Genomic DNA, 24,223 nt, shown 5'->3' on the forward strand with positions numbered 1-24,223 from the left:
AGCCGGTCATTTCTCTGCGCTATTCTGCCGCATATCGTGATGGCTCTATTACCAAAGTTTAACTCCGCAGCCAGCGCCCCGTAAGGCTGAAATCCCCATCTTCAGACCCACAGGTGCCGCCCCCCGCACCGACGATTCTGGCCTTGGAGATTTCAAGAAATGACTGAACGTCCCGACCTCTCGTCCTACCCGTCATTCAAGGAGCCGAAGCGTTCGCTGTTTTCGGCCCGCAAATATGCACTGATGGCCTCGGTCGTCGCCGGCCTCGGCGTCGCCGCATACGGCTTAAGCCCGTCGCACGATCCCGCTGACCTCTTCGCAAGTTCTGCGCATGCGCAGGTCAACACCGAGGTCCGCAAGGTCGCGCAACCCGTCGGCTTTGCCGACATCGTCGAACGCGTGAAGCCCTCGGTGATCTCGGTGAAGGTCAATCTCCACGAAAAGATGGCCAAGGACGACACCAATAATGAGGACTCTCCGTTCCAGCCGGGCTCGCCGATGGAGCGCTTCTTCCGCCGCTTCGGCGGTCCGGATGGGATGCCCCCTGGCATGCGCGGTGGACCGCGCGGCCGCGGCGTGGTGACCGGCCAGGGCTCCGGCTTCTTCATCTCGGCTGACGGCTATGCCGTGACCAACAACCACGTCGTTGACGGCGCCGACAAGGTCGAAGTGACGACCGATGACGGCAAGACCTATTCCGCCAAGGTGATCGGCACCGATCCGCGCACCGACCTCGCGCTGATCAAAGTCGAAGGTGGTTCCAACTTCGCGTTTGCGAAGCTCTCCGACAGCAAGCCCCGCATCGGCGACTGGGTGCTGGCGGTTGGTAACCCGTTCGGCCTCGGCGGCACGGTGACCGCCGGTATCGTCTCGGCCTCCGGCCGCGACATCGGCAACGGTCCGTATGATGACTTCATCCAGATCGATGCGCCCGTGAACAAGGGCAACTCGGGTGGCCCGGCGTTCGACGTGTCGGGCGAAGTGATGGGCGTCAACACCGCGATCTATTCGCCGTCCGGCGGCAGTGTCGGCATCGCGTTCTCGATTCCGGCCGCGACCGTGAAGAGCGTTGTCGCTCAGCTCAAGGACAAGGGCACCGTCAGCCGCGGCTGGATCGGCGTCCAGATCCAGCCGGTGACGTCGGACATTGCCGACAGCCTCGGCATGAAGAAGGCGGAAGGCGCGCTGGTTGCCGAACCGCAGGCCAATGGTCCCGCGGCCAAGGCGGGCATCGAGTCCGGTGACGTCATCACCGCCGTCAATGGCGAGCAGGTCAAGGATGCGCGCGAGCTTGCCCGCACCATCGGCAGCCTGCCGCCCGGCAACGCGGTGAAGCTCAACGTGCTGCACAAGGGCCAGGACAAGGTCGTCAACCTCACGCTCGGCCAGTTGCCGAACACGCTTGAGGCCAAGGCCGACAACGACAACGGCGACAAGGGTGGCGCGACCCGCGGCACCGACGTGCCGAAGCTCGGCCTCACCGTTGCTCCCGCCAACAGCGTGGCCGGGGCCGGCAAGGAAGGCGTGGTCGTGACCGAAGTCGATCCCAAGAGCTCCGCTGCCGAGCGGGGCTTCAAGGAAGGCGACGTCATCCTCGAGGTCGGCGGCAAGAGCGTCGGCACCGCTGGCGAGGTGCGCGATGCGATCACCTCGGCGCGTAACGACAACAAGAACAGCGTTCTCATGCGCGTGAAGAGCGGCGGTTCGTCGCGCTTCGTGGCAGTCCCGCTGGCCAAGGGTTAAATATGGGTTGGGAAGTGTCGCCGGCATCAGTCGCCCCCGCCGACGGCGCTTCCCGGGGGGCGGGCTCCTCGCTCGCTCCCTCAGGTACCTTCCGGTGGAACACGCCCCCCTCCGTCGGAAGGCCTAGGGGCGGTGAAGTCCCCCAGCTTCACCGCCCGCTTTTTTCACCTCCGCATCATGCGGCAGCAAGAAGATTGGAGTGCGCGCGGTCGTCTTGCATGTGCAGGCCGGCCGCGCCATGGTGAGAGGGTCAGATCCCGTGACCGCAATCGCTCCGCAAATGCGCATCCTGATCATTGAAGACGACCGCGAGTCTGCCGATTACCTCGTCAAGGCGTTCAGGGAGGTTGGCTACATCGCCGATCTCGCCTCCGACGGCGAGGACGGCCTATCGATGGCTGAAAGCGGCGAATACGACGTGCTGGTGGTCGACCGCATGCTGCCGAAACGCGACGGCCTGTCGCTCATCGGCGCGCTGCGCGATGCCGGCAACCGTACGCCCGTCCTGATCCTGTCCGCGCTGGGCCAGGTCGACGATCGCATCAAGGGCCTGCGCGCCGGAGGCGACGATTATCTGCCGAAGCCGTATGCGTTCGCCGAACTCCTCGCGCGCGTCGAGGTGTTGTCACGCCGCAACGTCGGGCCGGCCGAGGAGACCACCTATAGGGTCGGCGATCTCGAACTCGACCGCCTCTCGCATCGCGTCGCCCGCGGCAAGGACGAGTTGACGCTGCAGCCGCGCGAATTCCGCCTGCTCGAATACCTCATGAAGCATGCAGGACAGGTGGTCACGCGCACCATGCTGCTGGAAAACGTCTGGGATTATCATTTCGATCCGCAAACCAACGTCATCGACGTGCACATCTCGCGGCTGCGCTCGAAGATCGACAAGGGCTTCGAACGGCCCCTGCTGCACACGATCCGCGGCGCGGGGTACATGATCCGTGACGGCATTCGGTAAACTGATCCGCACCACGGCGTTTCGGCTGACGCTGGTCTATCTGTTTTTGTTTGCACTCTTTGCCGCGTCGCTGCTCGGCTATTTCGCCCTGAACACGCGGCGGCTGATCACCGAGCAGATCACCACGACTGTCAACGCCGAGGTCAGCGAGATCACCGACATCTATAATCGGCGCGGCCTGCACGGCCTGCTGAACACCATGGGCAACCGTGCGCTGCGGCCCGGGGCCAATCTCTATCTGCTGACCGCGCCGAACGGGCAGGCGCTCGCCGGCAATGTCGATTCGCTGGCGCCGGGCGTGATGAGCACGGAAGGCTGGTCCGAGACCGCCTATCGGCGGTTCGACGACCAGGGCAACATGGACCATCGCGCGCTGGTGCGCGTCACCGAGATGAGCAACGGCTTCCGCCTGCTGGTCGGACGCGATCTCGAGGAGCGGCGGCGGCTGTTCGGCATTGTCGCGAAGGCCGCGCAGTGGTCGATTCTGGTCGTCGTCGTGCTCGGCATCGGCGGCGGCATCTTCGTTGCGCGCCGCGTGCTGCGCCGGATCGACGCGATGACCGGTACTACCCAGCGAATCATGGCGGGCGATCTGTCCGGCCGGCTTCCGGTCGGCCGCAGCGGCGACGAACTCGATCGCCTCGCGGAAAACCTCAACGCCATGCTGGAGCGCATCGAGGCGCTGATGACCGGCCTGAAGGAGGTTTCCGACAACATCGCCCATGACCTGAAGACGCCGCTGACGCGCCTGCGCAACCGCGCTGAGGAGGCGCTGGCGAAATCCGGCTGCGAGGCGGACTACCGCGCAGCATTGGAGCGCACCATCGAGGAGTCAGACGGTCTGATCCGTACCTTCAATGCCCTTTTGATGATCGCCCGCGCCGAATCGGGCCAGGCCCGCGGCAATATGGACGATTTCGATGCCGCCGACGTCGCTAACGGCATCCACGAGCTTTACGAGCCGCTCGCCGAGGACGACGGGATGATGCTGCGGGTGAAAACCGCGCCAACGCCGATCCACGGCAACCGCGAATTGATCAGCCAGGCGCTCGCCAACCTGGTCGAGAACGCCATCAAATACGGCAAGCCCGAGAGCTCCGTGCAGCCCTTGAACGCCGACGCAAGGGACATCCTGATCGAGGCGTGTCGCGAGCGCGACCAGGTTCTGCTCAGCGTGACAGACCACGGCCCGGGCATCCCGGAGGGCGACCGCAAGCATGCCGTGGAGCGGTTCGTGCGGCTGGAGGCAAGCCGGACCTTGCCCGGTTCCGGCCTTGGCCTCAGCCTGGCATCGGCGGTCGCCACGCTCCATGGCGGCGAGCTCCGGCTCGGCGACTCGCATCCGGGCTTGGTCGCGACGCTGGCGCTGCCCGCGCGGGCCGGCGGCAGTGACAGGCTTGCGGCCCAAACACCGGATGTGCCACAGAAGGCGGCATGAATGCCGCCGCGCCGGGAAACGCGGATCGACGTCGTCTGGCCGCGTCTTTCGTGGACGGACCGCATGTCGCCGCTTCCGTATCCGCCGAACAGCGTCTGAATGACTGGTTCGCCGAGCTCGAGCCGGCGCAGACCGCCGCTCTCGATGCGCTGCTCGTGCACCCCAAGGCGAGGAGAATCCTGCTCGGCATCGCCGAATTCTCGCCATATCTTTTCGAGCTCGCGCGCTCGGATGTCGCGCGGCTGATCCGGATCCTGTCGTCCGACCCGGAGACGCATCTGGCACGGCTGATCGAACAGACCTCGCGGGAGGTGCTCGCGGCGAGCGATGAGGCCGAGGTAATGCATCTGCTCCGCCGCATGAAGGCGGAGGCGGCGCTTCTGATCGCGTTGTGCGACATTGGCGGGGTTTGGCCGGTGATGCGGGTGACCGCGGCATTGACGGACCTTGCGGTGGCGGCGGTGCAATCGGCGCTCCGCTACCTGCTGCGACAAGAGGTCGCCCGCGGCCGGATGATCGCCGCCGACCCCGAACATCCCGAAACCGGCAGCGGCCTGATCGTGCTCGCGATGGGCAAGATGGGCGCCGGCGAGCTCAACTATTCCAGCGACATCGACCTGATCGTGTTCTTCGATCCGGAAGCGACCTCGCTTGCCGACGACATCGAACCGCAGCCGTTCTTCGTCCGCCTCACCCAGGCTATGGCGCGGATCCTGCAACAGCGCTCGGGGGAGGGCTATGTGTTCCGCGTTGACCTGCGGTTGCGACCGGACCCGGCCTCGACCCACGTCGCGATCTCGACCGACGCCGCGCTGCATTATTACGAGCGCGAGGGACGCACCTGGGAGCGCGCCGCGATGATCAAGGCGCGGCCCTGCGCCGGCGACGCCAAGGCAGGCGAGGCGCTCGTCGCCGAGCTCGCGCCGTTCGTCTGGCGCAAGCATCTGGACTTCGCCGCACTCGCCGACGTTCATGACATGAAGCGGCAGATGCAGACTTATCGCGGCCAGAGCGAGATTTCGGTCGAGGGTCACAACGTAAAGGTCGGCCGCGGCGGCATCCGCGAGATCGAATTCTTCGCCCAGACCCAGCAGCTGATCGCCGGCGGCCGGCATCCGGATTTGCGGGTACGGCCGACTCTGAACGCATTGGACGTGCTCGCGGGCAGTGATTGGATCACCTACCAGGCGCGCGACGAACTCGCCGAGGCCTATCAATTCCTGCGGCGGGTCGAGCACCGCCTGCAGATGATCGCCGACGAGCAGACCCATTCGCTGCCCGAAGAGGCCGAGGCGATCGAGCGTTTTGCGAATTTCTTCGGATATGAGAACCGCGAGGCCTTTGCCAAGGACCTGCTCGCTCAGCTCAAGATCGTGCAGAGCCATTACGCAAAGCTGTTCGAGGGTGCCGATCCGACCGGAACCGCGAAACTGCCGCAGCTCAATTATGGCGCCGGCCCCGAGGACCAACGCCTGCTCGAGCACCTCGCCAATCTCGGTTTCAAGAAGCCGGTCGCAGCGGCGAAGACCGTGCAGCAATGGATCGAGGGCGACTATCGCGCGCTGCGTGTCGAGGCGACGCGCGCCGCATTCCTGGAGTTCATCCCGGGGTTGATCGACGGCCTCGCGGATGCCGAAGAGCCCGACGATGCGGTGGTGGCGTTCGACCGCTTCCTGGCGGCCCTGCAGCGCGGCGGACGGCTGATCTCGCTGCTCAGCCAGAACCGCGACCTCGTCGCATTGGTGGCGCTGATACTCGGTGCCGCGCCGCGGCTCGGCGACATGCTGGCGCGGCAGCCGCAAATCATGGATGGCCTGATCGATCCGCGCTTCTTCGGCGCGATGCCCGACAAGAAAGAACTGTCCGAGCGGCTGGCGGCAACACTCAAGGATGCGGCCTCCTACGAGGATTTTCTCGACCGCCTGCGGCTGTTCGGCCAGGAGAGCTTGTTCCTGATCGGTACACGAATTCTGTCAGGCACGGTCTCGGCGCAGCAGGCAAGCGTCGCCTTTGCCGACGTGGCCGAGGGCATCGTGCATACCGTACACGGCCTCGTCACCGATCAATTCGCGGCGCAATATGGCCGGATCAAGGGGCAGGAGACGGCGATCATCGCCATGGGCCGGCTCGGCAGCCGCGAGATGACCGCATCCTCCGACCTCGACCTCATCCTGCTCTACGACTATGACGACGAGGCGCCCGACTCCGACGGAGAGCGTTCGCTGCATGGCGCGCAATATTTCGCCCGCTTCACCCAGCGCCTGATCAGCGCGTTCACGACGCGCACCAATTACGGCGTGCTCTATGAGGTCGATATGCGCCTGCGCCCGTCGGGCCGCGCCGGTCCGGTCGCCTCGCGTGTCGACTCATTCGCCGATTACCAGGAGCGCGAGGCCTGGACCTGGGAACACATGGCGCTGACGCGGGCACGGGTGGTGTCGGCTTCGCCGCAATTCGGCGAGCGGATCGAGGCGATCATCCGCGGTGTGCTGACGCGCCCTCGCGATGCGGCAGGGACCGCCAATGATGTCGCGGACATGCGGCGAGCGATCGCACTCGAGAAGGGCGAGGACGACATCTGGGACCTCAAGCTTGCCGCCGGCGGGCTCGTCGATATCGACTTCATCGCGCAATATCTTCAGCTCGTGCATGCCGCGGCGAAACCGGACATCCTGAGCGTCTCCACGCTGCAGGTGCTCGACAGCGCCGCTCGGCTCGGCGTGCTCGGGCAATCCGAGGCTGCAATCCTGCGCTCGGCGGCGCGGCTCTATCACGATCTGACGCAGATCCTGCGGCTGTGCGTCAGCGGCAAGTTCAATCCGGAAACCGCGGGCGAAGACCTGCTGCGGGTGATGGCGCGGGCAGGGGACACGCCGGATTTCTCCGCCCTCGAGGCGCGCCTGCGCGAAACGCAGGGCGAGGTGCGGCGCGTGTTCAACGCGATCGTGGGTGAGAATAAAACGCCGGCGTAGGTGGACAAAGCGTAAGCGCGCCCACCATTCCGTGGCGTGACATCGATGGCGGGCTCGTCGCTGTCGCGCCTTCGCCCACCCTACAATTTGGCGGCTACGCAGTCTTCAATTTCAGCAGCGCATCACGCACGGGCGGATCGAGCCCGGCGCCGCCGGTGTCGAGATGAGCGAAGATCGCCTTGCGCATCCGCGGATCCCAGAATTTCCAGATGTGCTCGGAAATGCCTTCCACCGCGCGGTCGTGGCCCTGACTCTGGAAGAACTTTCCGATCTGGTTCGCCATGTAGATCAGCTTGTCAGGCGACGACATATTTGGCCTCCTCCGCGTTCAGGCCGCCCGCGATGCGTTCCGCATGCGTGAACACTTCAAATCCATCCGACCGCGCGATCGCGGCGAGCGTGATGCCCGCGGCATCCGCCATTCGCACTGCCAGCGCAGTCGGGGCCGACACCGCAACCATCAACGGCGCGCCGATTGCTGCCGTCTTTTGCACCATTTCGACCGAGACGCGGCTCGTCAGCAGCACCATGCCGTCGTTTGCCGTTACGTTATCGTGCGCCAGCGCGCCGGCGAGCTTGTCGAGCGCATTGTGACGGCCGACATCCTCGCGCAGCGCGACAATCCCGGTTGCCTTCGTCCAGAACGCGGCGGCGTGCACGGCGCGGGTCTGGTGATTGATCTCCTGCAGCGGCGCGACCGACGCCATCGCCGTCATGATCTCGCGCGGCGAGAATGACCGCCCTTGCGGCACGATCGCGGCAGGTCGGACGGCTTCGGCAATGGAATCGATCCCGCAGATGCCGCAGCCGGTCGGTCCGGCAATATGCCGCCGCCGCTCGGCGATCAGATCGGCTTTGGCGGCGCTAAGCCACATCCGCAGCTCGATGCCGTCATCGAGCTCGACGATGTCGAGCGTCTCGATCTCGTCGGCCGATTGCACGATGCCTTCGCTCAAGCTGAAGCCGATCGCAAAGTCGCTCAGATCCTCCGGCGTGCCCATCATCACGGCGTAGGTGCCGCCGTTGTAGGTCAGCGCCAGCGCAGTCTCCTCGGGGATCAGGCGCGCGCCGTCGCTGAAGCGGCCATCGCGCCACACTTTCCGATCGGCCCTGTGAACTGGATCGCGCATCGTCACTCCGCGGCTTCGACGATCGGCGCAATGCGGCGGGAGTGGCGCGCCTGCTCGTCATAGGCCTTCTGCCAGTCGGACGGACCGTTAGACGGCGAGATTTGCACGGCGGTCACCTTGTATTCCGGGCAGTTGGTCGCCCAGTCCGAGAAGTCCGTCGTGATGACGTTGGCCTGCGTGTCCGGGTGGTGGAAGGTGGTGTAGACGACGCCGGGCGCGACGCGGTCGGTGATCTCCGCGCGCAGCGTCGTCTCGCCGGCGCGGCTCGCGAGCCGCACCCAGTCGCCGTCGCGCACGCCGCGTTGTTCGGCGTCGTGCGGATGAATCTCCAGCCGGTCCTCGGCATGCCAGACCACGTTTTCCGTGCGGCGGGTCTGCGCGCCGACATTGTACTGGCTCAAGATGCGCCCCGTGGTGAGCAGCAGCGGGTAGCGCGGGCCGGTGCGCTCATCGGTCGCGACATATTCGGTGACGATGAACTTGCCCTTGCCACGAACGAAGCCGCCGATATGCATCACCGGCGTGCCCTCCGGCGCCTTCTCGTTGCACGGCCACTGCACCGAGCCGAGCTCGTCGAGCTTCGCGTAGGAGACGCCGGCAAAGGTCGGCGTGAGCGCCGCGATCTCGTCCATGATCTCGGACGGATGGCTATAGTGCATCTCGAAGCCCATCGCCTTGGCGAGGCCGATCGTGACCTCCCAGTCGGCAAGCCCATTGCGCGGCGTCATCACCTTGCGCACGCGCTGGATGCGGCGCTCGGCATTGGTGAAGGTGCCGTCCTTCTCGAGGAAGGTCGAGCCGGGCAGGAAGACGTGAGCGTAATTCGCGGTCTCGTTGAGGAAGAGGTCGTGGACGATCACGCATTCCATCGCCGACAGCGCCGCCACCACATGCTTGGTGTTCGGATCGGACTGCAGGATGTCTTCGCCCTGGACGTAGAGGCCCATGAAGGTGCCTTCGATCGCTGCGTCGAACATGTTCGGGATGCGCAGGCCGGGCTCCTTGTTGAGCCTGACGTTCCACACCGCCTCGAACTGGTCACGCACCGCATCGCCCGAGATGTGGCGATAGCCGGGCAGTTCGTGCGGGAACGAGCCCATGTCGCAGGAGCCCTGCACGTTGTTCTGGCCGCGCAGCGGGTTCACGCCGACGCCGGGTCGGCCGATATTGCCGGTCGCCATCGCGAGGTTGGCGATCGCGATCACGGTGGTCGAGCCCTGGCTGTGCTCGGTGACGCCGAGTCCGTAGTAGATCGCGCCGTTGCCGCCGGTGGCGTAGGTCCGGGCCGCTTCGCGCAGATCCTTCGGATCGACGCCGGTCATGATCGCGGTGGCCTCGGGGCTGTTCTTGGGGAGCGCGACGAAGGCCGCCCACTCCTCGAACTCGCTCCAGTCGCAGCGTTCGCGCACGAAGGCCTCGTTGACGAGACCCTCGGTGACGATGACATGGGCGAGGGCGGTGAGCACGGCAACGTTGGTGCCGGGCATCAGTGGCAGATGCAGCGCCTTCAGATGCGGGGCCTCGACCATCTCGGTACGGCGTGGATCGACCACGATCAGCTTTGCGCCCTGGCGCAGCCGCTTTTTCAGTCGCGAGGCGAACACGGGGTGAGCCGAGGCCGGGTTAGCGCCGATAATCACGACGACGTTGGTGTCCTCGACCGAGTCGAAATCCTGCGTACCGGCCGAGGTGCCGAACGTCTGCGACAGGCCGTAGCCGGTCGGCGAATGACAGACGCGGGCGCAGGTGTCGACATTGTTGTTGCCGAAGCCGGCGCGGATCAGCTTCTGCACCAGGTAGGTCTCTTCGTTGGTGCAGCGTGACGAGGTGATGCCGCCGACCGCGTCGCGGCCGTATTTCTGCTGGATGCCCCTGAACTTTGCCGCGGCGAAGTTGAACGCCTCGTTCCACGACACTTCCTGCCAGGGATCCTCGATCCGCTCGCGGATCATCGGCTTCAGGATGCGTTCCTTGTGGGTCGTGTAGCCCCAGGCGAAGCGGCCCTTGACGCAGGAATGGCCGCGGTTGGCCTTGCCATCCTTGTAGGGCACCATGCGCACGACTTCCTCGCCGCGCATCTCGGCCTTGAAGGCGCAGCCGACGCCGCAATAGGCGCAGGTCGTGATCGCGGAATGCTCGGGCTGGCCGATCTCGATGACCAACTTTTCCGTCAGCGTCGCGGTCGGGCAGGCCTGCACGCAGGCGCCGCAGGAGACGCATTCGGAGCCGAGGAAGCTCTCGCTCATTCCGGGCGAGACGCGGCTGTCGAAGCCGCGGCCGGCGATCGTCAGTGCGAAGGTGCCTTGCACCTCCTCGCAGGCGCGCACGCAGCGCGAGCAGACGATGCACTTCGACGGATCGTAGGTGAAATAGGGATTGGACTCGTCCTTCGGCATCCAGGCAGCATTGGCCTGGCCGTTGGTCTTCGCAAAGACGTGGTTGTCGCCCTCATAGCCGTAGCGGACGTCGCGCAGGCCGACCGCGCCCGCCATGTCCTGCAGTTCGCAATCGCCGTTCGCTGCGCAAGTCAGGCAGTCCAGCGGATGGTCGGAGATGTAGAGCTCCATCACGCCCTTGCGCAGCTTCTTCAGCCGCTCGGTCTGGGTGTGCACGACGAGGCCCGCCATTGCCGGCGTGGTGCAGGAGGCCGGCGTGCCGGCGCGGCCCTCGATCTCGACCAGGCAGAGCCGGCAGGAGCCGAACGCATCGACCATGTCGGTCGCGCACAGCTTCGGGATCTGCGTGCCGGCTTCCATCGCCGCGCGCATGATCGATGTGCCCTCGGGCACGGTGACGCTCTGGCCGTCGATGGTCAACGTAACCATCGTCTCGGACTTGGACTTCGGCGTGCCGAAATCGGTTTCCTGGATCAACGACATCGTGATTTCCTTCTATTCCGCGGCCTGCAGACGGGCCGGTGCCGGGCCAAAATCTTCCCGGAAATGTTTCAATGCGCTCATCACGGGGTAGGGCGTGAAGCCGCCGAGCGCGCACAGCGAGCCGAACTTCATGGTGTTGCAGAGGTCTTCGACCACGGCGAGGTTTTCGGATACCCGCTCGCCATTGATGATCTTGTTGATGGTCTCGACGCCGCGCGTCGAGCCGATCCGGCACGGCGTGCACTTGCCGCAGGATTCGACGGCGCAGAACTCCATCGCGAAGCGCGCCTGCTTCGCCATGTCGACGCTGTCGTCGAACACGACGATGCCACCATGACCGATCAGGCCGTCGCGCGCGGCAAACGCCTCATAGTCGAATGGCGTATCGAACAGGGCGCGCGGGAAATAGGCCCCAAGCGGGCCGCCGACCTGCACCGCGCGCACCGGGCGTCCGCTGGACGTGCCGCCGCCGATGTCGTCGACGAGATCGCCGAGCGTGACGCCGAATGCAGTCTCGAACAGGCCGCCATGCTTGATGTTGCCCGCAAGCTGGATCGGCATCGTGCCGCGCGAACGGCCCATGCCGAAATCGGCATAGGCCTTGGCGCCGTTGTCGAGGATGAAGGGGATCGCCGCGAACGACAGCACGTTGTTGATCACGGTCGGCCGGCCGAACAGGCCCTTGTGCGCCGGCAGCGGCGGCTTGGCCCGCACGATGCCGCGGCGGCCTTCGAGGCTTTCCAGCAGCGAGGTCTCTTCGCCGCAGACATAGGCGCCGGCGCCGACCCGCACTTCGAGGTCGAATGAATGCGCGGAGCCGCCGATGCGGTTGCCGAGTAAGCCCGCGCGCCTCGCAGCCGATATCGCCGCGTTCATCGCCTCGACCGCGTGCGGATATTCCGAGCGGATGTAGATGTAGCCTTTGGTGGCACCGACCGTGATGCCGGCGATCGTCATGCCCTCGATCACGACGAAGGGATCGCCTTCCATGATCATGCGATCGGCGAAGGTGCCGCTGTCTCCCTCGTCGGCGTTGCAGACAATGTATTTGCGATCGGCGCCGGCCTGCGCCACCGTCTTCCACTTGATGCCGGTCGGGAAGCCGGCGCCGCCGCGGCCGCGCAGGCCCGACGTGGTGACGTCGGCAAGGATCGCGTCCGCCGTCAGCGACAGCGCCCGCTCCAGACCGCGGTAGCCGCCATGAGCGCGGTAGTCCTCGACCGACCGCGGATCGACCACGCCACAGCGGGCGAAGGTCAGGCGGGTCTGGCGTTTCAGCCAGGGAATTTCGTCCGTGATGCCTAGCCGAAGGCGGTGCGGGCCGTTGCCGGCCATCGCATCGAGCAGGGAGGGAACGTCGGCTGCGCTAACCGGGCCGAACGCGATGCGGCCCTGGGGCGTCGCCAACTCGACCATCGGCTCCAGCCAATAGAGCCCACGCGACCCGGTCCTGACGATTTCGACCGACGCGCCGCGTTGTGCGGTGGCTTGCTCCAGCGCCACCGCGACGTTGTCGGCGCCGACGGCGACCGCGCCTGCATCACGGGATACGAAGATCCGCATCGTCATCGCTGCGCCTCCGCGACCAGCGCGTCGATACGCGCTTCGTCGAGCCGGCCGACCACGCGACCGTCCAGCATCGCCGACGGCGCGGTGGCGCAAAGGCCGAGACAATAGATCGGCTCCAGGGTCACGCGATCGTCAGCTGTGGTATTTCCGAGGGAAATGCCGAGCTTTGCCTCGGCGCGCGCCGCGAGCGCGTCGCCGCCTGCGGCTTGGCAGGCTTCGGCACGACACAGCTTCAGCACATGGCGTCCGGCCGGCTGCTTGCGGAAGTCATGGTAGAAGGTGAACACGCCATGCACCTCGGCGCGCGACAAATTCAGCGCGGATGCAACCATCGGAATCGCTGGCTCCGGCACATAACCGAACGCCTCCTGAAGCGCGTGCAGAACGACAAGCGTGGCGCCTTCGCGCGTGGAATGCTCGGCGATAATTTCGGCGCCGCGCGCCTCGTCCCAGGGTTCGTAGCCCGATGTCATCCGCGGTCTCATCAGAGGTTTTTCAAGTACCGCGATGAGAATTGGAATCGATCAAAACATCAATAAAGCTGTTTCATGCTGCGATTGTGAAACGCGATCAATTGCTGATCGAAATCGATTGATTTGAAATGGAAATGATACTGCAGGACCAGTTACTTTCGGTAGTTTTGGGCGTAGGGATCGGGCCGAGGCCGTGATATTTGTGACCGAGTTGAGACACTTTTGCAGATGAGGTTGGATTCTTGATCGACAAGCTTGAACTTCTGCTGGCGCTGGCCAAGGAGCGGCATTTTGGGCGGGCGGCGGAAGCCTGCGGCGTCACCCAGCCGACTATGTCGACCAGCCTCAAGCAGCTCGAGGAGATCCTCGGCGTCATGCTGGTGCAGCGCGGATCTCGCTTCCAGGGCTTCACGCCGGAGGGCGAGCGCACGCTCGACTGGGCGCGGCGTATCGTCGGCGATGCGCGCGCGATGAAGGCGGAGATCAACAGCCTCAAGGACAAGCTGTCGGGTGAAATCCGGATCGCGGCGATCCCGACCGTGCTCGGCATGGTGGCGGCGCTGACGACGCCGTTCCGCGCGCGGCATCCCGACGTGCGCTTCCGCATCCAGTCCTGCACCTCGGCCGATGTGCTCGGCTTGCTCGAGAATCTCGAGGTCGATGCCGGGCTGACCTATATCGAGAACGAGCCGATCGGCAAGGTTCGCACCATCCCGCTTTACAATGAAAGTTATCGCCTGCTCACGGCGCCGGACGCCATGTATGGCGACCGCAAACAGGTGACCTGGAAGGAGGTCGGCCAGGTGCCCTTGTGCTTGCTGACGCCTGATATGCAGAACCGTCGCATCATCGATCGCGCGCTGATGTCGGTCGGCGCCGAGGCGACGCCGACGCTGACATCCAATTCCCTGCTGGTGCTCTACACCCATGTGAAGACCGGCCGCTGGGCGAGCGTGATGCCGGCGAAGCTTGCGGAAACGCTGGGTCTTGCGGACGCCGTCCGCAGCATTCCGATCGTGGATCCCCTCGTGAATTACAGCATCGGCATGGTGATCCCGCAGCGCGACCCGATGACGCCTCTTATCGCCGCACTCGTTCAGGTTGCGCGGGAGGTCGCGCCGACGCTGGAGACGCCGTAGGGCCTTGTGGGCTGCGGCAGCCACGCTTGAAATCACCGAGTTACGCCGCTGCCGGCAGCTTGGCCGCCTGCTGTCGCGGATCACGCGGCAGCGTCACGCGGACGACCGTGCCGACGCCGAGCCTCGAGCGCAGCTTCATCGAGCCGCCATGCACGTTGGTGAGCGAGCGCGCGATCGCGAGCCCGAGACCCGAGCCCTGGTAGGTCTTGGTGAGCTGGCTCTCGACCTGCTCGAACGGCTTTCCGAGCCGTCGCAGCGATTCCGGAGCGATGCCGATGCCGCTGTCGGCGATCAGGAGCACGATTGAATCGTTCACCATCTGGCCGCGCACCAGCACCCTGCCGCCGTCCGGCGTGAACTTCACCGCGTTGGAGAGCAGGTTGACGATGATCTGCTTGAGAGCGCGGCGGTCGGCGACTGCGGAGATCGTGCTTTCAATGTCCGACTCCAGCGACAGGTTCTTGTCCTCCGCGCGGCCGGAGACCACGCGCAGCGATTCCGCGAGGATGCCGGAGAGGTCCAAGGGCTCCATGTCGAATTTCATGCGGCCTGCCTCGATCTTCGACATGTCGAGGATGTCGTTGATCACCTCGAGCAGATATTTCCCGGAAGTGAGGATGTCGTTGCAGTATTCCTGGTACTTGTCGGAACCGAGCGCGCCGAACAGGCCGCTGCCCATGATCTCGGAGAAGCCGATGATGGCATTGAGCGGCGTGCGCAGTTCGTGGCTCATATTGGCGAGGAATTTTGATTTTGCCGCGTTGGCTTCCTCGGCGCGGGTCTTCTCCTGCGAATACTTCTCGGCGAGATCGGCAAGTTCGACGGCCTGCCGCTCCAGTTCACTCTGCGAGCGCTTGAGATCGGCCACCGAGCCGCGCAGGCGTAGATCGTTGTCGACCAGCTTCTGCTCGTGCTCCTTGATGCGCGTGATGTCGGTGCCGACCGAGACGTAGCCGCCGTCCTTGGTGCGGCGCTCGCTGATATGCAGCCAGCTCCCGTCGTCGAGCTGGGCCTCGAAGGTGCGCGCGCCCGGCACCGGCGCACCGGTTTCGTGCAACCGTGTGCGCACCTCGGGCATGCTGCCGACCTCGATCACGGTTTCGTAAGAGGTGCCAGGGATGACGGCGGAGTCCGGCAGCTTGTGCAGGCGTTGGAAGTGCGAGTTGCAAAGCACGAGGCGGTCGTCGGCATCCCACAGCACGAAGGCCTCCGGAATGGTCTCGATCGCGTCACGCAACCGCAGGTCGGCTTCGACCGTCTTTTCGGCGAGGCTCTTCTGCTCGGTGATGTCGACCGCAATGCCGATCAGATGCAGCCCGCCGCCGGCGGCAGCCTGGCTGAGCTCGCAGCGCACGCGCAGCCAGATCCAGTGGCCGTCGACATGCTGCATGCGGAAGCTCTGGTCGATCTGGGTGATCTTGCCGGCGATCAGCTGGTCGGCGATGTCGAACAGGTTGATGTCGTCGGATTTCACCAACGCGTTGACCTCGCCGAAAGTCAGCAGGTCGTTGCGGGAGTCCAGCCCGAGCAGGGTGAACATCGATTGCGACCAGAAGATCCTGCCGCGCGACAGGTCCCAGTCCCACAATCCGCAGCGGCCGCGATTGAGCGCGGTGTCGATACGGCCACGAACGGCGTCATTGATCAGGTCGCCCTCGCGGGCGCGGGTCGACTGCCAATGGAAGGCGAAGCCGAGGATCAGCACCACGAAGCTTGTGGTTGCCGACAGCGTCACCGAGAGCGCGGCGTCCGATCCCCAGATCGGCTCGTTGTTTTCCTGGATGACGATGACCTGGCCCGGCAGCGACTTGACAGGTCGCGAGATCGCCAGTGCGCCGCTGCCGTTCGGCGGCATCATGTCGCTGACGACGCCCTGCTGGCCGGGCGCGGCGAGAAGTTGCGCGGTGGAGATGACGTCGAGGATGTGATCGGTGTCGCCGATGCCATCGATCGGCACGCGCGCCAACACGCGGTGATCGGCGCCGGTGACGATGACGTGGCGGCCGAAGGCGATGCCCCAGGACGGGATCAGGTCCGACAGCAGCTCCTGCATGCGTTCGACGTTGTTCAGCCGGTCGCGGCGGACCGAGGTGAGGCGGTCAAGACGTTCGGCGAGGATTTCAGAGAGCGCGGCAAGGTCGCGCTTCATGGCGCCGCGCTTCTGGCGGTTCTGGTCGATCACCTGGACGAAGGCGCCGAGGCAGATGGTAATCAGGAAGGCGATGATCAGCGTAGGCACGGCGCGGCGCAGTGCAGGCTCCGCCGTCAGGAGCCTGTGGTAGGCCGGTTTCGCGATCGATTGCGCCAATCCCTTGATCGAATCGGATTGGACGCATGCGTTCGCTTGCGCATGCGCACGCGCCATGCCCTAGACCCCCACCTCGAGCTGATTTTGTACACGTTCGGAAGCACCCCAAGTCGCTTCCGAATCAATGTGATTTGAATCCAGTTTTTCCGGGCTGTCGAGAGTCAACGATTCGTTAATATGAAATAATTCTTGTCCAACTCGGAATCGGGGCACGCAAAATGAGTCCGAAACAGGAACGAGGCCGTAGGCTACGGGCGCGGCGGTTCCGCGTGACTGATCACGCGTTTGATGGTCGGGAACGCGCGACGCAATGCGCGTTCGATCTCGTCGACGCCTTCGTGCACCTTGATCACGCTCATCGACGGCGCGGCGCGGCAGTGGAAGTTGACGATCTCGCCGGCGTCGCTGTTGCGGACGCGCACGTTATGAATGTCGTGGATGGCGCCGCCACCGGCAAAGCGAGTCAGCGCGGCCCTGATGGTCTCGACGCGCTCCGGCATGGCGTCGGTGCCCCATGGCAATTCCGGCTCGAGCGGCTCGATATGGGTGTCGACCTCGACATCCTCGCCAAAGTCCACGCGGATCGCGCGCTCGAGGTCGTGGGCGACGGCGTGCGCCGCGGTCAGTTCCATCTCGCCGTCGACCTCGAGGTCGATGCTGACGATGAGCTTGCCGCCGAGGTCGTGCACCGTGACATGGTGGATAGCGAGGCCGGAATTGCGCGCGATCACCATGATGCGCTCGCGCACGCTCTCATTGTCGCGCGCGACCGGAACCGCGGTGAAGGTGAGGTCGGCATCGCCGAGCGCCCTGGTCACGGCGGCCTGCGCCCTGCGCTTGATCTCCTCGACGCGGTCGATCGGATAGGTGCGCGGAACTTTTGCAATGGCGTCGATGAAATAGGTTGGGCCGACCATGCGGACGCGCAGGCGGTCGACATCGAGCACGCCGGGCACCGCTCTGATGGCGGCAGTGGCCTTTTCCAGCGCGCCCGCAGGCGCGCGGTCGAGCAGGGTCTCGACGGTCTCCCGCGCCATCCTCAGGCCCAATAGCGCGATCATCACTGCGACCGCGATGGCGGCCGCCGCGTCGCCCCACCAGAAGCCGAGACCGGCCAGAACGAGGCCGATGATGACGGCCGACGAGCCCATCACGTCGGAGGCGAAATGCAATGCGTCGGCCGCGAGTGCCTGACTCCTGGTATCGCGCGCCGCGCGATGCAGCGCCCGCGCGCGCCACAGGTTCAGGACGATGTCGACCACGAGCACGACGAACGGGATGGCGGAGATCGTGGGTGGAGGCGTGCCCTCGCGGATCCGGCTGTATGACTCGACCAGGATACCGCCGGCCAGCACATAGAGCAGGGCGATGATGCCAAGTGCGGAAACACTCTCGAACTTGCCGTGTCCGTAATGATGCTCGGCATCGGCCGGCTGGTCCGACACCCGCACCACCGCCCAGGTGATGATGGTCGCAACCAGGTCGATCGCGCTGTGCAGCGCTTCCGAGATCAGCGCGAGCGAGCCGATCGCGACGCCGACCACGAGCTTGGCCGCGGCCATGCCGCCGCTGACGAGGATCGAAATCGCGGCGACCGATGTCTTGGTGTTGGTTGCGTTCATGGACCGCGGTGTAGCAGGGTATCGGTGAACATCAAGTTGTCGCTTACGACGCGCAATCGCCACTCACTTGCAAATGCAGCTTTGCTGCGAATTGTTCCGAATTCAGGACATGCGCCGCGCAAGTTCGCCTGCCTTGTTCGAGATGCGGATCCACGTTCTCGCGGTGGGTTTCGCCCGAGCTTTGCACAATTATTCGCCCCGGAAGGAAGAGGGCGCAGGGAATGCCGGGTGCGCGCTGCACCCGCGGTCTCGTGTGCAAAAGCAGAAGGAAGCGCACACGAGCATACAGGTTCAGCGGAGGCAATCCGGCATTCCCTGCGCGATGGTTTTACGGCTTATACGTGTTCTTCCCGGTGAGACCAGGCTTTGTTGTCACCGTCATCCCTGAGGAGCGTGAGCTTCTTAAGAACTTGACACCTGCCACTGGGGCGTCAGAACCACACGACTTCGCCGTCCGCCTCTCGCGCACTCGTCAGTTGCGCGCTCGGCGTCCACCGCATCTCACCGCAACGTTCGTGACGATCGCGAAGCGCCCCTCGATCGGGTGAGATGGGCGGATTCATACACCGATTTCAACTTCGGAAAAACAGAAATATCTTCACCGCAAAGGCTTGACGGATTCTGCTGATTTGCCCGTCGTGTCGAATTGGCGACACTCATCGCCGCACGGACCCAGACCCTAGGGTGATTGGAGCGAAGCGAGCGCGCGCGGCAACAGACGGGTCCCGAGCGCGATCGACGTCGCAAGGTTCGATTTCATTCATGCAGCGCCTCAACACAAATTGCGCGGCTGATTTGCATGTCCGCCTTGTCACTGTTTCGGTCGCTGGCGGTTGTTTGCATCGGGAAAAGGGTTTGTAATCGGGCCAATCGGAGGCGGCGCTGGATTTCGGAGGAGGAAGCGATGGCAGAGGACAAGACCCATTACGAGGTGATTGTCGTCGGCGCCGGCGTTGCGGGCATTTACCAGATCAAGCGACTGATTGACCTCGGCATCGACGCTACCGTACTCGACTCGGCCGCCGATCTCGGCGGCACCTGGTATTGGAACCGCTATCCCGGCTGCCGCTTTGATTCCGAGAGCTACACCTACGGCTTCTCGTTCTCACGTGAACTGCTCGACGAGTGGCACTGGAAGGAGCGTTTTTCCGGTCAGCCTGAGAATTTGCGCTACCTCAATCACGTCGCCGATAAGTTTGATTTGCGCAAGCATATGCAGTTCAACTGCAAGGTCGAGGCGATGCGCTTCGACGAAGCACGCGATCTATGGCACGTGACGATCGGGGACGGCCGCACACTGACGTGCCGTTTCGTGGTTCTCGCGATCGGCCTGCTTTCCGCGCCGACGATGCCGCGGCTGGACGGCATCGACGACTTCAAGGGCCGCTCGTTTCACACCTATTACTGGCCACATGAGCCGGTGGATCTCGCCGGCAAAAAAGTGGCCGTGATTGGCACCGGCGCCACCGGCATTCAGGTGATAGGCGAGATTGCCGACAAGGTCGGCGATCTCACGGTGTTCCAGCGCCGGCCAAACTGGAGCGCGCCGCTCAACAACAGTGCGATCTCCGGCGAGGAAATGGCCGACATTCGCTCGCGCTATGACGAGATCTTTGCCGCCTGCGCCCGTACGCCGGGCGGCTTCCTGCACGGGCCCGACCGGCGCGGCTTCTACGAGGTGACGCGCGAGGAGCGGCTGGAACTGTGGGACAAGCTCTATGAGGAGCCTGGCTTCGGAATCTGGCTCGGCAATTTTCGCGAGATCTTCATGGACGAAGCCGCCAATGCCGAGCTGTCGGACTATATCGCCGATCGCGTCCGTCGACGCGTCAATGATCCGAAGGTGGCTGAAAAACTGATTCCCAGGGATCACGGCTTTGGCGTGCAGCGCCTGCCGCTGGAGACGAAATATCTTGAGGCCTATAACCGGGGCAATGTGCATCTCATCGATATCAGCGAGACGCCGCTCGTTCGGGTCACCGAGAAGGGCCTGCGTACCACCGAGCGCGACTATGAATTCGACATCATCGTTTATGCCACCGGGTTCGATGCCATCACGGGCGCCTATGATCTGATCGATATCCGTGGCATCGGCGGCGAGACGCTGGCTAGAAAATGGAGGCATGCGCCGTCCACCTTTCTTGGCATGCTCGTCCACGGCTTTCCGAATCTGTTGATGCCCACCGGACCACAAAGCGCGTCGGCTTCGACGAATTTTCCGCGCGGCATCGAGAACGGCGTCAACTGGTGCATGGATCTGCTGCAATATATCCGGGAGCGCGGCTACACCCGCGCCCAAGCCAGGCACGAGGCGCAAGAACGTTGGACCGCGCATGTGGTCAAGATGTACGAGATCATGCTGATGCGCAAAGCCAAGTCGTGGTTCACAGGCTACAACTCCAACGTCGCCGGCCACGAAGAGGGTACGGTCCGCTATTTCGTCTACAATGGCGGGACGCCGAAATTTGTCGGGATCATCAATGACGTGGCGGCGAAGGGCTATCAGGAGATCGAGTTCACGTCGGGCTCGGGTGCGAGGGTCAAGGCGGTGGCTGCCGGAGCGCCGGCCTAGAATTGCAATGCATGGTCGCTTCATTCGCTGAGTTTGGCGACGATTGGGAATCGGGGCGAGGCGACGGCCGTCTCACCCGGCGACGTGAGAATTGGACGCAACTCGTTTCCAGGCTCTACTCGGAGGAAACAGCGATGCTGATGCGGACTTTTGGACGCACCGGGATGCAGGTCTCGGTTCTGGGCTTCGGCTGCGGAGCGGTCGGTGGCTTCATGGTGCGCGGCGATCCCGCCGATCAGGAGCGAACCATCGCGCGGGCGATCGCCGCGGGCGTCAACTACTTCGATACCGCCGTGCAATACGGCAATGGTGAATCCGAAAAGAACCTCGGCCGCGTTCTGCAAAGGCTGAAGCCGGCCAACGTAGTGGTCGGAACCAAGGTCCGGCTGCCGACTGACGATTTCGGCCGCGTCGCGGATGCGGTGAGGATTTCGCTCGAAGGCAGCCTGGCGCGCCTCGCTCTCGAGCGGGTCGACATATTTCACTTGCATAATGCGATCACCGAGAATGGTGGCGAAGCCTCGTTGAGCGTTCGGCAGGTGCTCGACGATGTGGTGCCGGCGTTCGAGCGACTGCGCGAGCAGGGCAAAATTCGCTTTCTCGGCATGACGGCGATCGGCGACACGGCGGCATTGCAGCAGGTGGTTGATGCCCGCGTCTTCGACAGCGCGCAAATCGTCTACAACATGCTCAATCCGTCGGCGGCCCGCGATCTGCCGGCGGATTATCCGGCGCAGGATTATGGACGGTTGTTCGATCACACCAGGGCTGCCGGCGTTGGTGTTGTGGGCATTCGCGTGCTGGCCGGCGGCGCATTGTCCGGTTCAGCCGAGCGTCACCCGATTGCGGGTCCTGCGCCCGAGCCGATCGGTTCGGCCATGAGCTACGATGCCGATATCGATCGGGCCCGCCGCCTCATTCCGCTGGTCAAGGAGGGGTTCGCCGCCAGCCTGACGGAAGCCGCCACGCGGTTTGCGCTGTCTCACCCGGCGATGGGCACCATCCTGGTCGGCATGGCGACGCCGCAGCAGTTCGAGGATGCGCTTGCCGCGGTGGAAAAAGGCCCGCTGTCGCAAGCTGCGCTCGACAGGCTGTACTCCTTACGGCAGGAATTTTCCGGTGAGCCACGATGATCGCTGGCCCACAGGCCGCGTTATGACGAAGTGAGCCTCGCTCCTACAGCGTCACCACGATCTTGCCGAGGTGCTTGTTGGCCTCCATGTGCGCGAACGCCGCGCCGATCTCGGCGAACCTGTAGACCTTGTCGATTGGCAATTGCAGCTTGCGTGACTCCACCGCTCCCCAGATGTCTTTCCGGACCTCGTCGAAGATCTCGCGGATCTCCTCGATGGTGCGGGTGCGGAAGGTGACGCCGATATAGCTGATGCGGCGCGCCGCATGCAGGTCGAAGTTGAAATCGGCATGAGTGCCGCCGAGCCGGCCGACATTGACGATGCGGCCCTTGACTTTCGTTGCCGCCAGATTCTGGTTGGCGACCTTGCCGGAGACCTGGTCGACGATCAGGTCGACGCCCTGGCCGTCGGTTGCCTTCAGCACCTGATCGACCCAGGCGGGATCGGCGGAGTCAACAGCGAGATCGGCGCCGAACTCCTTCAGCCGCCCACGCCGCGTCGCATCCGTCGATGATCCCACGACGAGTTTTGCGCCTTTCAGCTTGGCGATCTGCATCGCCATCAGCCCGACGCCGGAGCTTGCGCCCTGGATCAGCACGCTCTGGCCCGGTTGCAGCGCGCCGTTGGTGACGACCGCGTTGTGCATGGTGGCGAGCGCGACCGGCAGCGTTGCGGCCTCATCGAAGTTCATGTTGGAGGGCGCGCGGAACAGCCGGCCATGATCGGCGAGCGTGTACTCGGCGAACGCCGCGCCGCCCGAGCCCATGATCCTGTCGCCGACCTTGACGCCCTTGGCATCGGGACCCAGCTCGGCGACCTCGCCGGCCCACTCCATGCCGAGGACGGTGCCGACGCCGCCGGCGGCGCCATGAACATGGCCCTTGGTCATGCCGAGATCGGCGCGGTTCAGCCCGCAGGCATGCACCTTGACCAGCACCTGCGTGCCCTTCGGAGACGGCTTTGCGACGTCGGTGATCTCTGCGCCGTTGGCGCCGTAAACGTAGGCTTTCATTTGATCGTTCCTTTCAGCATTGATCCTCATGGTGAGGAGCGCGTTTCGCGCGTCTCGAACCATGAGGCCCGATTGAGGCCTCATCCTTCGAGACGCCGCTTGCGCGGCTCCTCAGGATGAGGGGATGGAGCTGCGCCGCGGCCTATTCCGCGGCCTGGCGCTTGCCGCCGGACATCATGCCTTCCAGCCGTTCGCGGATGATTGCTTCCGCCTCGCGGACGATGCGCGAGATCAGCTCGGCGCAGGACGGAATGTCGTGGATCAGGCCCTGCACCTGGCCGGCCGACCAGATGCCCTCGTCGGCGTCACCGGTGGCGTAGACCATCTTGCCGCGAGCGCCGGCGACGAGCTCGCGAACGTCCTCGAATTTGGCGCCGGCCTTTTCCATCGCAACGACCTTGGTCGAGATCGCATTCCTGGCCACGCGCGAGGTGTTGCGCATGGTGCGGAAGATCAGCTCGGTGGCGCGTTCGTCATTGGCGACGATGCGCTCCTTCACGAGCTGGTGGATCGGGCTCTCCCTGGTGCACATGAAGCGCGTGCCCATGTTGATGCCGTCGGCGCCGAGCGCGAGCGCGGCGACGAGGCCGCGAGCATCGCCGAAGCCACCGGAGGCGATCATCGGAATCTTCACCTTGTCGGCGGCGGCCGGAATCAGGATCAGTCCGGGCGTGTCGTCCTCGCCGGGGTGTCCGGCGCATTCAAAGCCGTCGATCGAGATCGCATCGACCCCCATGCGTTCGGCGGACAGCGCGTGGCGGACGCTTGTGCATTTGTGCAGCACCTTGACGCCGTGCTTCCTGAACTCGTCGACATGTTCCTGCGGCTTGTTGCCGGCGGTCTCGACGATCTTGATGCCGCTCTCGATGATGGCCTGGCGGTATTCGGCGTAGGGCGGCGGCTTGATCGCGGGCAGGATGGTGAGGTTCACGCCGAACGGCCTGTCGGTCATCTCGCGGCAGCGCGCGATTTCCTTGCGCAGATCGTCGGGCGTCGGCTGGGTCAGCGCCGTGATCATGCCGAGCGCACCCGCATTGGCGACGGCCGCGACCAGCTCGGCGCGCCCGACCCATTGCATGCCGCCTTGCACGATCGGGTGGTCGACGCCGAACATTTCGGTGAAACGTGTCTGGATCATTCTGCCCTCGGCTTCCACCCGAAATTTTCCGTGACGCGGACGGCCGCGCACGCTTGTCGTGGATGTCGCGTGTCAGGATGCAGTCCCATCAGGCAAAAGTCTACCGGGCACGGGCGGCAGGCCCATGCGGAAAT

The 24,223-nt window shown here is 64.5% G+C and carries 16 protein-coding genes; 7 read left to right on the forward strand and 9 right to left on the reverse strand.

Annotated features, from left to right (window positions below; translation table 11 throughout):
- The first annotated feature begins 159 nt into the window (after positions 1–159).
- From JQ553_RS17220 to JQ553_RS17235, 4 genes are all read left to right on the forward strand, one after another.
- Positions 160–1,743: a Do family serine endopeptidase gene (locus JQ553_RS17220; RefSeq protein ID WP_212501170.1), complete on the forward strand. Its 1,584-nt coding sequence runs from the start codon at positions 160–162 to the stop codon at positions 1,741–1,743.
- Positions 1,744–2,023: 280 nt separating this feature from the next.
- Positions 2,024–2,704 (forward strand): response regulator transcription factor, encoded by a 681-nt coding sequence (locus JQ553_RS17225; RefSeq protein ID WP_212501465.1) that lies wholly within the window; start codon positions 2,024–2,026, stop codon positions 2,702–2,704.
- On the forward strand, positions 2,688–4,142 hold the full coding sequence (locus JQ553_RS17230) for a HAMP domain-containing sensor histidine kinase (protein ID WP_212501171.1): 1,455 nt from the start codon (positions 2,688–2,690) through the stop codon (positions 4,140–4,142). The genes JQ553_RS17225 and JQ553_RS17230 overlap by 17 nt, the downstream gene beginning before the upstream one ends.
- The gene (locus tag JQ553_RS17235) at positions 4,139–7,114 is read left to right on the forward strand and encodes a bifunctional [glutamine synthetase] adenylyltransferase/[glutamine synthetase]-adenylyl-L-tyrosine phosphorylase (RefSeq protein WP_212501172.1); all 2,976 of its coding nucleotides are present in this window, start codon (positions 4,139–4,141) and stop codon (positions 7,112–7,114) included. The genes JQ553_RS17230 and JQ553_RS17235 overlap by 4 nt, the downstream gene beginning before the upstream one ends.
- Before the next feature lie 94 nt (positions 7,115–7,208).
- Here JQ553_RS17235 and JQ553_RS17240 read toward each other — a convergent pair whose 3' ends face one another.
- Genes JQ553_RS17240 through JQ553_RS17260 form a run of 5 tightly spaced genes read right to left on the reverse strand, consistent with a single transcriptional unit; the run spans position 7,209 to position 13,165 of the window.
- Positions 7,209–7,424 carry a formate dehydrogenase subunit delta gene (locus JQ553_RS17240; protein ID WP_212501173.1) on the reverse strand — a complete coding sequence of 72 codons (216 nt, stop codon included), beginning with the start codon at positions 7,422–7,424 and terminating at the stop codon, positions 7,209–7,211.
- Complete coding sequence (gene fdhD, locus JQ553_RS17245) at positions 7,411–8,244, reverse strand: formate dehydrogenase accessory sulfurtransferase FdhD (RefSeq protein WP_212501174.1); 834 nt, start codon at positions 8,242–8,244, stop codon at positions 7,411–7,413. Before fdhD ends, JQ553_RS17240 begins: the two co-directional genes overlap by 14 nt.
- A 2-nt stretch (positions 8,245–8,246) precedes the next feature.
- Positions 8,247–11,123: a formate dehydrogenase subunit alpha gene (fdhF, locus tag JQ553_RS17250; RefSeq protein ID WP_212501175.1), complete on the reverse strand. Its 2,877-nt coding sequence runs from the start codon at positions 11,121–11,123 to the stop codon at positions 8,247–8,249.
- A gap of 12 nt (positions 11,124–11,135) precedes the next feature.
- Positions 11,136–12,692: an NADH-quinone oxidoreductase subunit NuoF gene (locus JQ553_RS17255; protein ID WP_212501176.1), complete on the reverse strand. Its 1,557-nt coding sequence runs from the start codon at positions 12,690–12,692 to the stop codon at positions 11,136–11,138.
- Positions 12,689–13,165: a formate dehydrogenase subunit gamma gene (locus JQ553_RS17260; protein ID WP_212501177.1), complete on the reverse strand. Its 477-nt coding sequence runs from the start codon at positions 13,163–13,165 to the stop codon at positions 12,689–12,691. The genes JQ553_RS17255 and JQ553_RS17260 overlap by 4 nt, the downstream gene beginning before the upstream one ends.
- A 242-nt stretch (positions 13,166–13,407) precedes the next feature.
- Between JQ553_RS17260 and JQ553_RS17265 the strand changes: the two genes are divergently transcribed.
- Positions 13,408–14,304: a LysR family transcriptional regulator gene (locus JQ553_RS17265; protein ID WP_212501178.1), complete on the forward strand. Its 897-nt coding sequence runs from the start codon at positions 13,408–13,410 to the stop codon at positions 14,302–14,304.
- A 40-nt stretch (positions 14,305–14,344) separates the two neighbouring features.
- On the opposite strand, the gene JQ553_RS17270 is transcribed toward JQ553_RS17265, so the two are convergent.
- Both JQ553_RS17270 and JQ553_RS17275 read right to left on the reverse strand, forming a co-directional pair.
- Entirely contained in the window at positions 14,345–16,669 is a 2,325-nt protein-coding gene (locus tag JQ553_RS17270) for a PAS domain-containing sensor histidine kinase (protein WP_212501179.1), read from the reverse strand.
- 191 nt (positions 16,670–16,860) lie between these two features.
- On the reverse strand, positions 16,861–18,234 hold the full coding sequence (locus JQ553_RS17275) for a cation-efflux pump (RefSeq protein WP_212501180.1): 1,374 nt from the start codon (positions 18,232–18,234) through the stop codon (positions 16,861–16,863).
- A 904-nt stretch (positions 18,235–19,138) separates the two neighbouring features.
- Here JQ553_RS17275 and JQ553_RS17280 point away from each other — a divergent pair.
- Together JQ553_RS17280 and JQ553_RS17285 are read left to right on the forward strand one after the other, a co-directional pair.
- Complete coding sequence (locus tag JQ553_RS17280; protein WP_212501181.1) at positions 19,139–20,806, forward strand: NAD(P)/FAD-dependent oxidoreductase; 1,668 nt, start codon at positions 19,139–19,141, stop codon at positions 20,804–20,806.
- A 134-nt stretch (positions 20,807–20,940) separates the two neighbouring features.
- Positions 20,941–21,939 carry an aldo/keto reductase gene (locus JQ553_RS17285; RefSeq protein ID WP_212501182.1) on the forward strand — a complete coding sequence of 333 codons (999 nt, stop codon included), beginning with the start codon at positions 20,941–20,943 and terminating at the stop codon, positions 21,937–21,939.
- Positions 21,940–21,982: 43 nt separating this feature from the next.
- On the opposite strand, the gene JQ553_RS17290 is transcribed toward JQ553_RS17285, so the two are convergent.
- Both JQ553_RS17290 and JQ553_RS17295 read right to left on the reverse strand, forming a co-directional pair.
- Complete coding sequence (locus JQ553_RS17290; RefSeq protein ID WP_212501183.1) at positions 21,983–22,951, reverse strand: zinc-binding dehydrogenase; 969 nt, start codon at positions 22,949–22,951, stop codon at positions 21,983–21,985.
- Positions 22,952–23,093: 142 nt separating this feature from the next.
- Positions 23,094–24,089: a nitronate monooxygenase family protein gene (locus JQ553_RS17295; RefSeq protein WP_212501184.1), complete on the reverse strand. Its 996-nt coding sequence runs from the start codon at positions 24,087–24,089 to the stop codon at positions 23,094–23,096.
- Between the last annotated feature and the right edge of the window lie 134 nt (positions 24,090–24,223).

This window comes from Bradyrhizobium lablabi, assembly GCF_018131005.1.
Taxonomy (GTDB): domain Bacteria; phylum Pseudomonadota; class Alphaproteobacteria; order Rhizobiales; family Xanthobacteraceae; genus Bradyrhizobium; species Bradyrhizobium lablabi_D.

Bases quoted from the DNA above. Each gene is read 5' to 3' on its own strand.
- JQ553_RS17220 (WP_212501170.1), top strand. From the start codon at position 160: ATGACTGAACGTCCCGACCTCTCGTCCTACCCGTCATTCAAGGAGCCG.
- JQ553_RS17260 (WP_212501177.1), bottom strand. From the start codon at position 13,165: ATGACATCGGGCTACGAACCCTGGGACGAGGCGCGCGGCGCCGAAATT.
- JQ553_RS17285 (WP_212501182.1), top strand. From the start codon at position 20,941: ATGCTGATGCGGACTTTTGGACGCACCGGGATGCAGGTCTCGGTTCTG.
- JQ553_RS17235 (WP_212501172.1), top strand. From the start codon at position 4,139: ATGAATGCCGCCGCGCCGGGAAACGCGGATCGACGTCGTCTGGCCGCG.
- JQ553_RS17290 (WP_212501183.1), bottom strand. From the start codon at position 22,951: ATGAAAGCCTACGTTTACGGCGCCAACGGCGCAGAGATCACCGACGTC.
- JQ553_RS17295 (WP_212501184.1), bottom strand. From the start codon at position 24,089: ATGATCCAGACACGTTTCACCGAAATGTTCGGCGTCGACCACCCGATC.
- fdhF (WP_212501175.1), bottom strand. From the start codon at position 11,123: ATGTCGTTGATCCAGGAAACCGATTTCGGCACGCCGAAGTCCAAGTCC.
- JQ553_RS17240 (WP_212501173.1), bottom strand. From the start codon at position 7,424: ATGTCGTCGCCTGACAAGCTGATCTACATGGCGAACCAGATCGGAAAG.
- fdhD (WP_212501174.1), bottom strand. From the start codon at position 8,244: ATGCGCGATCCAGTTCACAGGGCCGATCGGAAAGTGTGGCGCGATGGC.
- JQ553_RS17270 (WP_212501179.1), bottom strand. From the start codon at position 16,669: ATGGCGCGTGCGCATGCGCAAGCGAACGCATGCGTCCAATCCGATTCG.
- JQ553_RS17225 (WP_212501465.1), top strand. From the start codon at position 2,024: ATGCGCATCCTGATCATTGAAGACGACCGCGAGTCTGCCGATTACCTC.
- JQ553_RS17280 (WP_212501181.1), top strand. From the start codon at position 19,139: ATGGCAGAGGACAAGACCCATTACGAGGTGATTGTCGTCGGCGCCGGC.
- JQ553_RS17275 (WP_212501180.1), bottom strand. From the start codon at position 18,234: ATGAACGCAACCAACACCAAGACATCGGTCGCCGCGATTTCGATCCTC.
- JQ553_RS17255 (WP_212501176.1), bottom strand. From the start codon at position 12,692: ATGACGATGCGGATCTTCGTATCCCGTGATGCAGGCGCGGTCGCCGTC.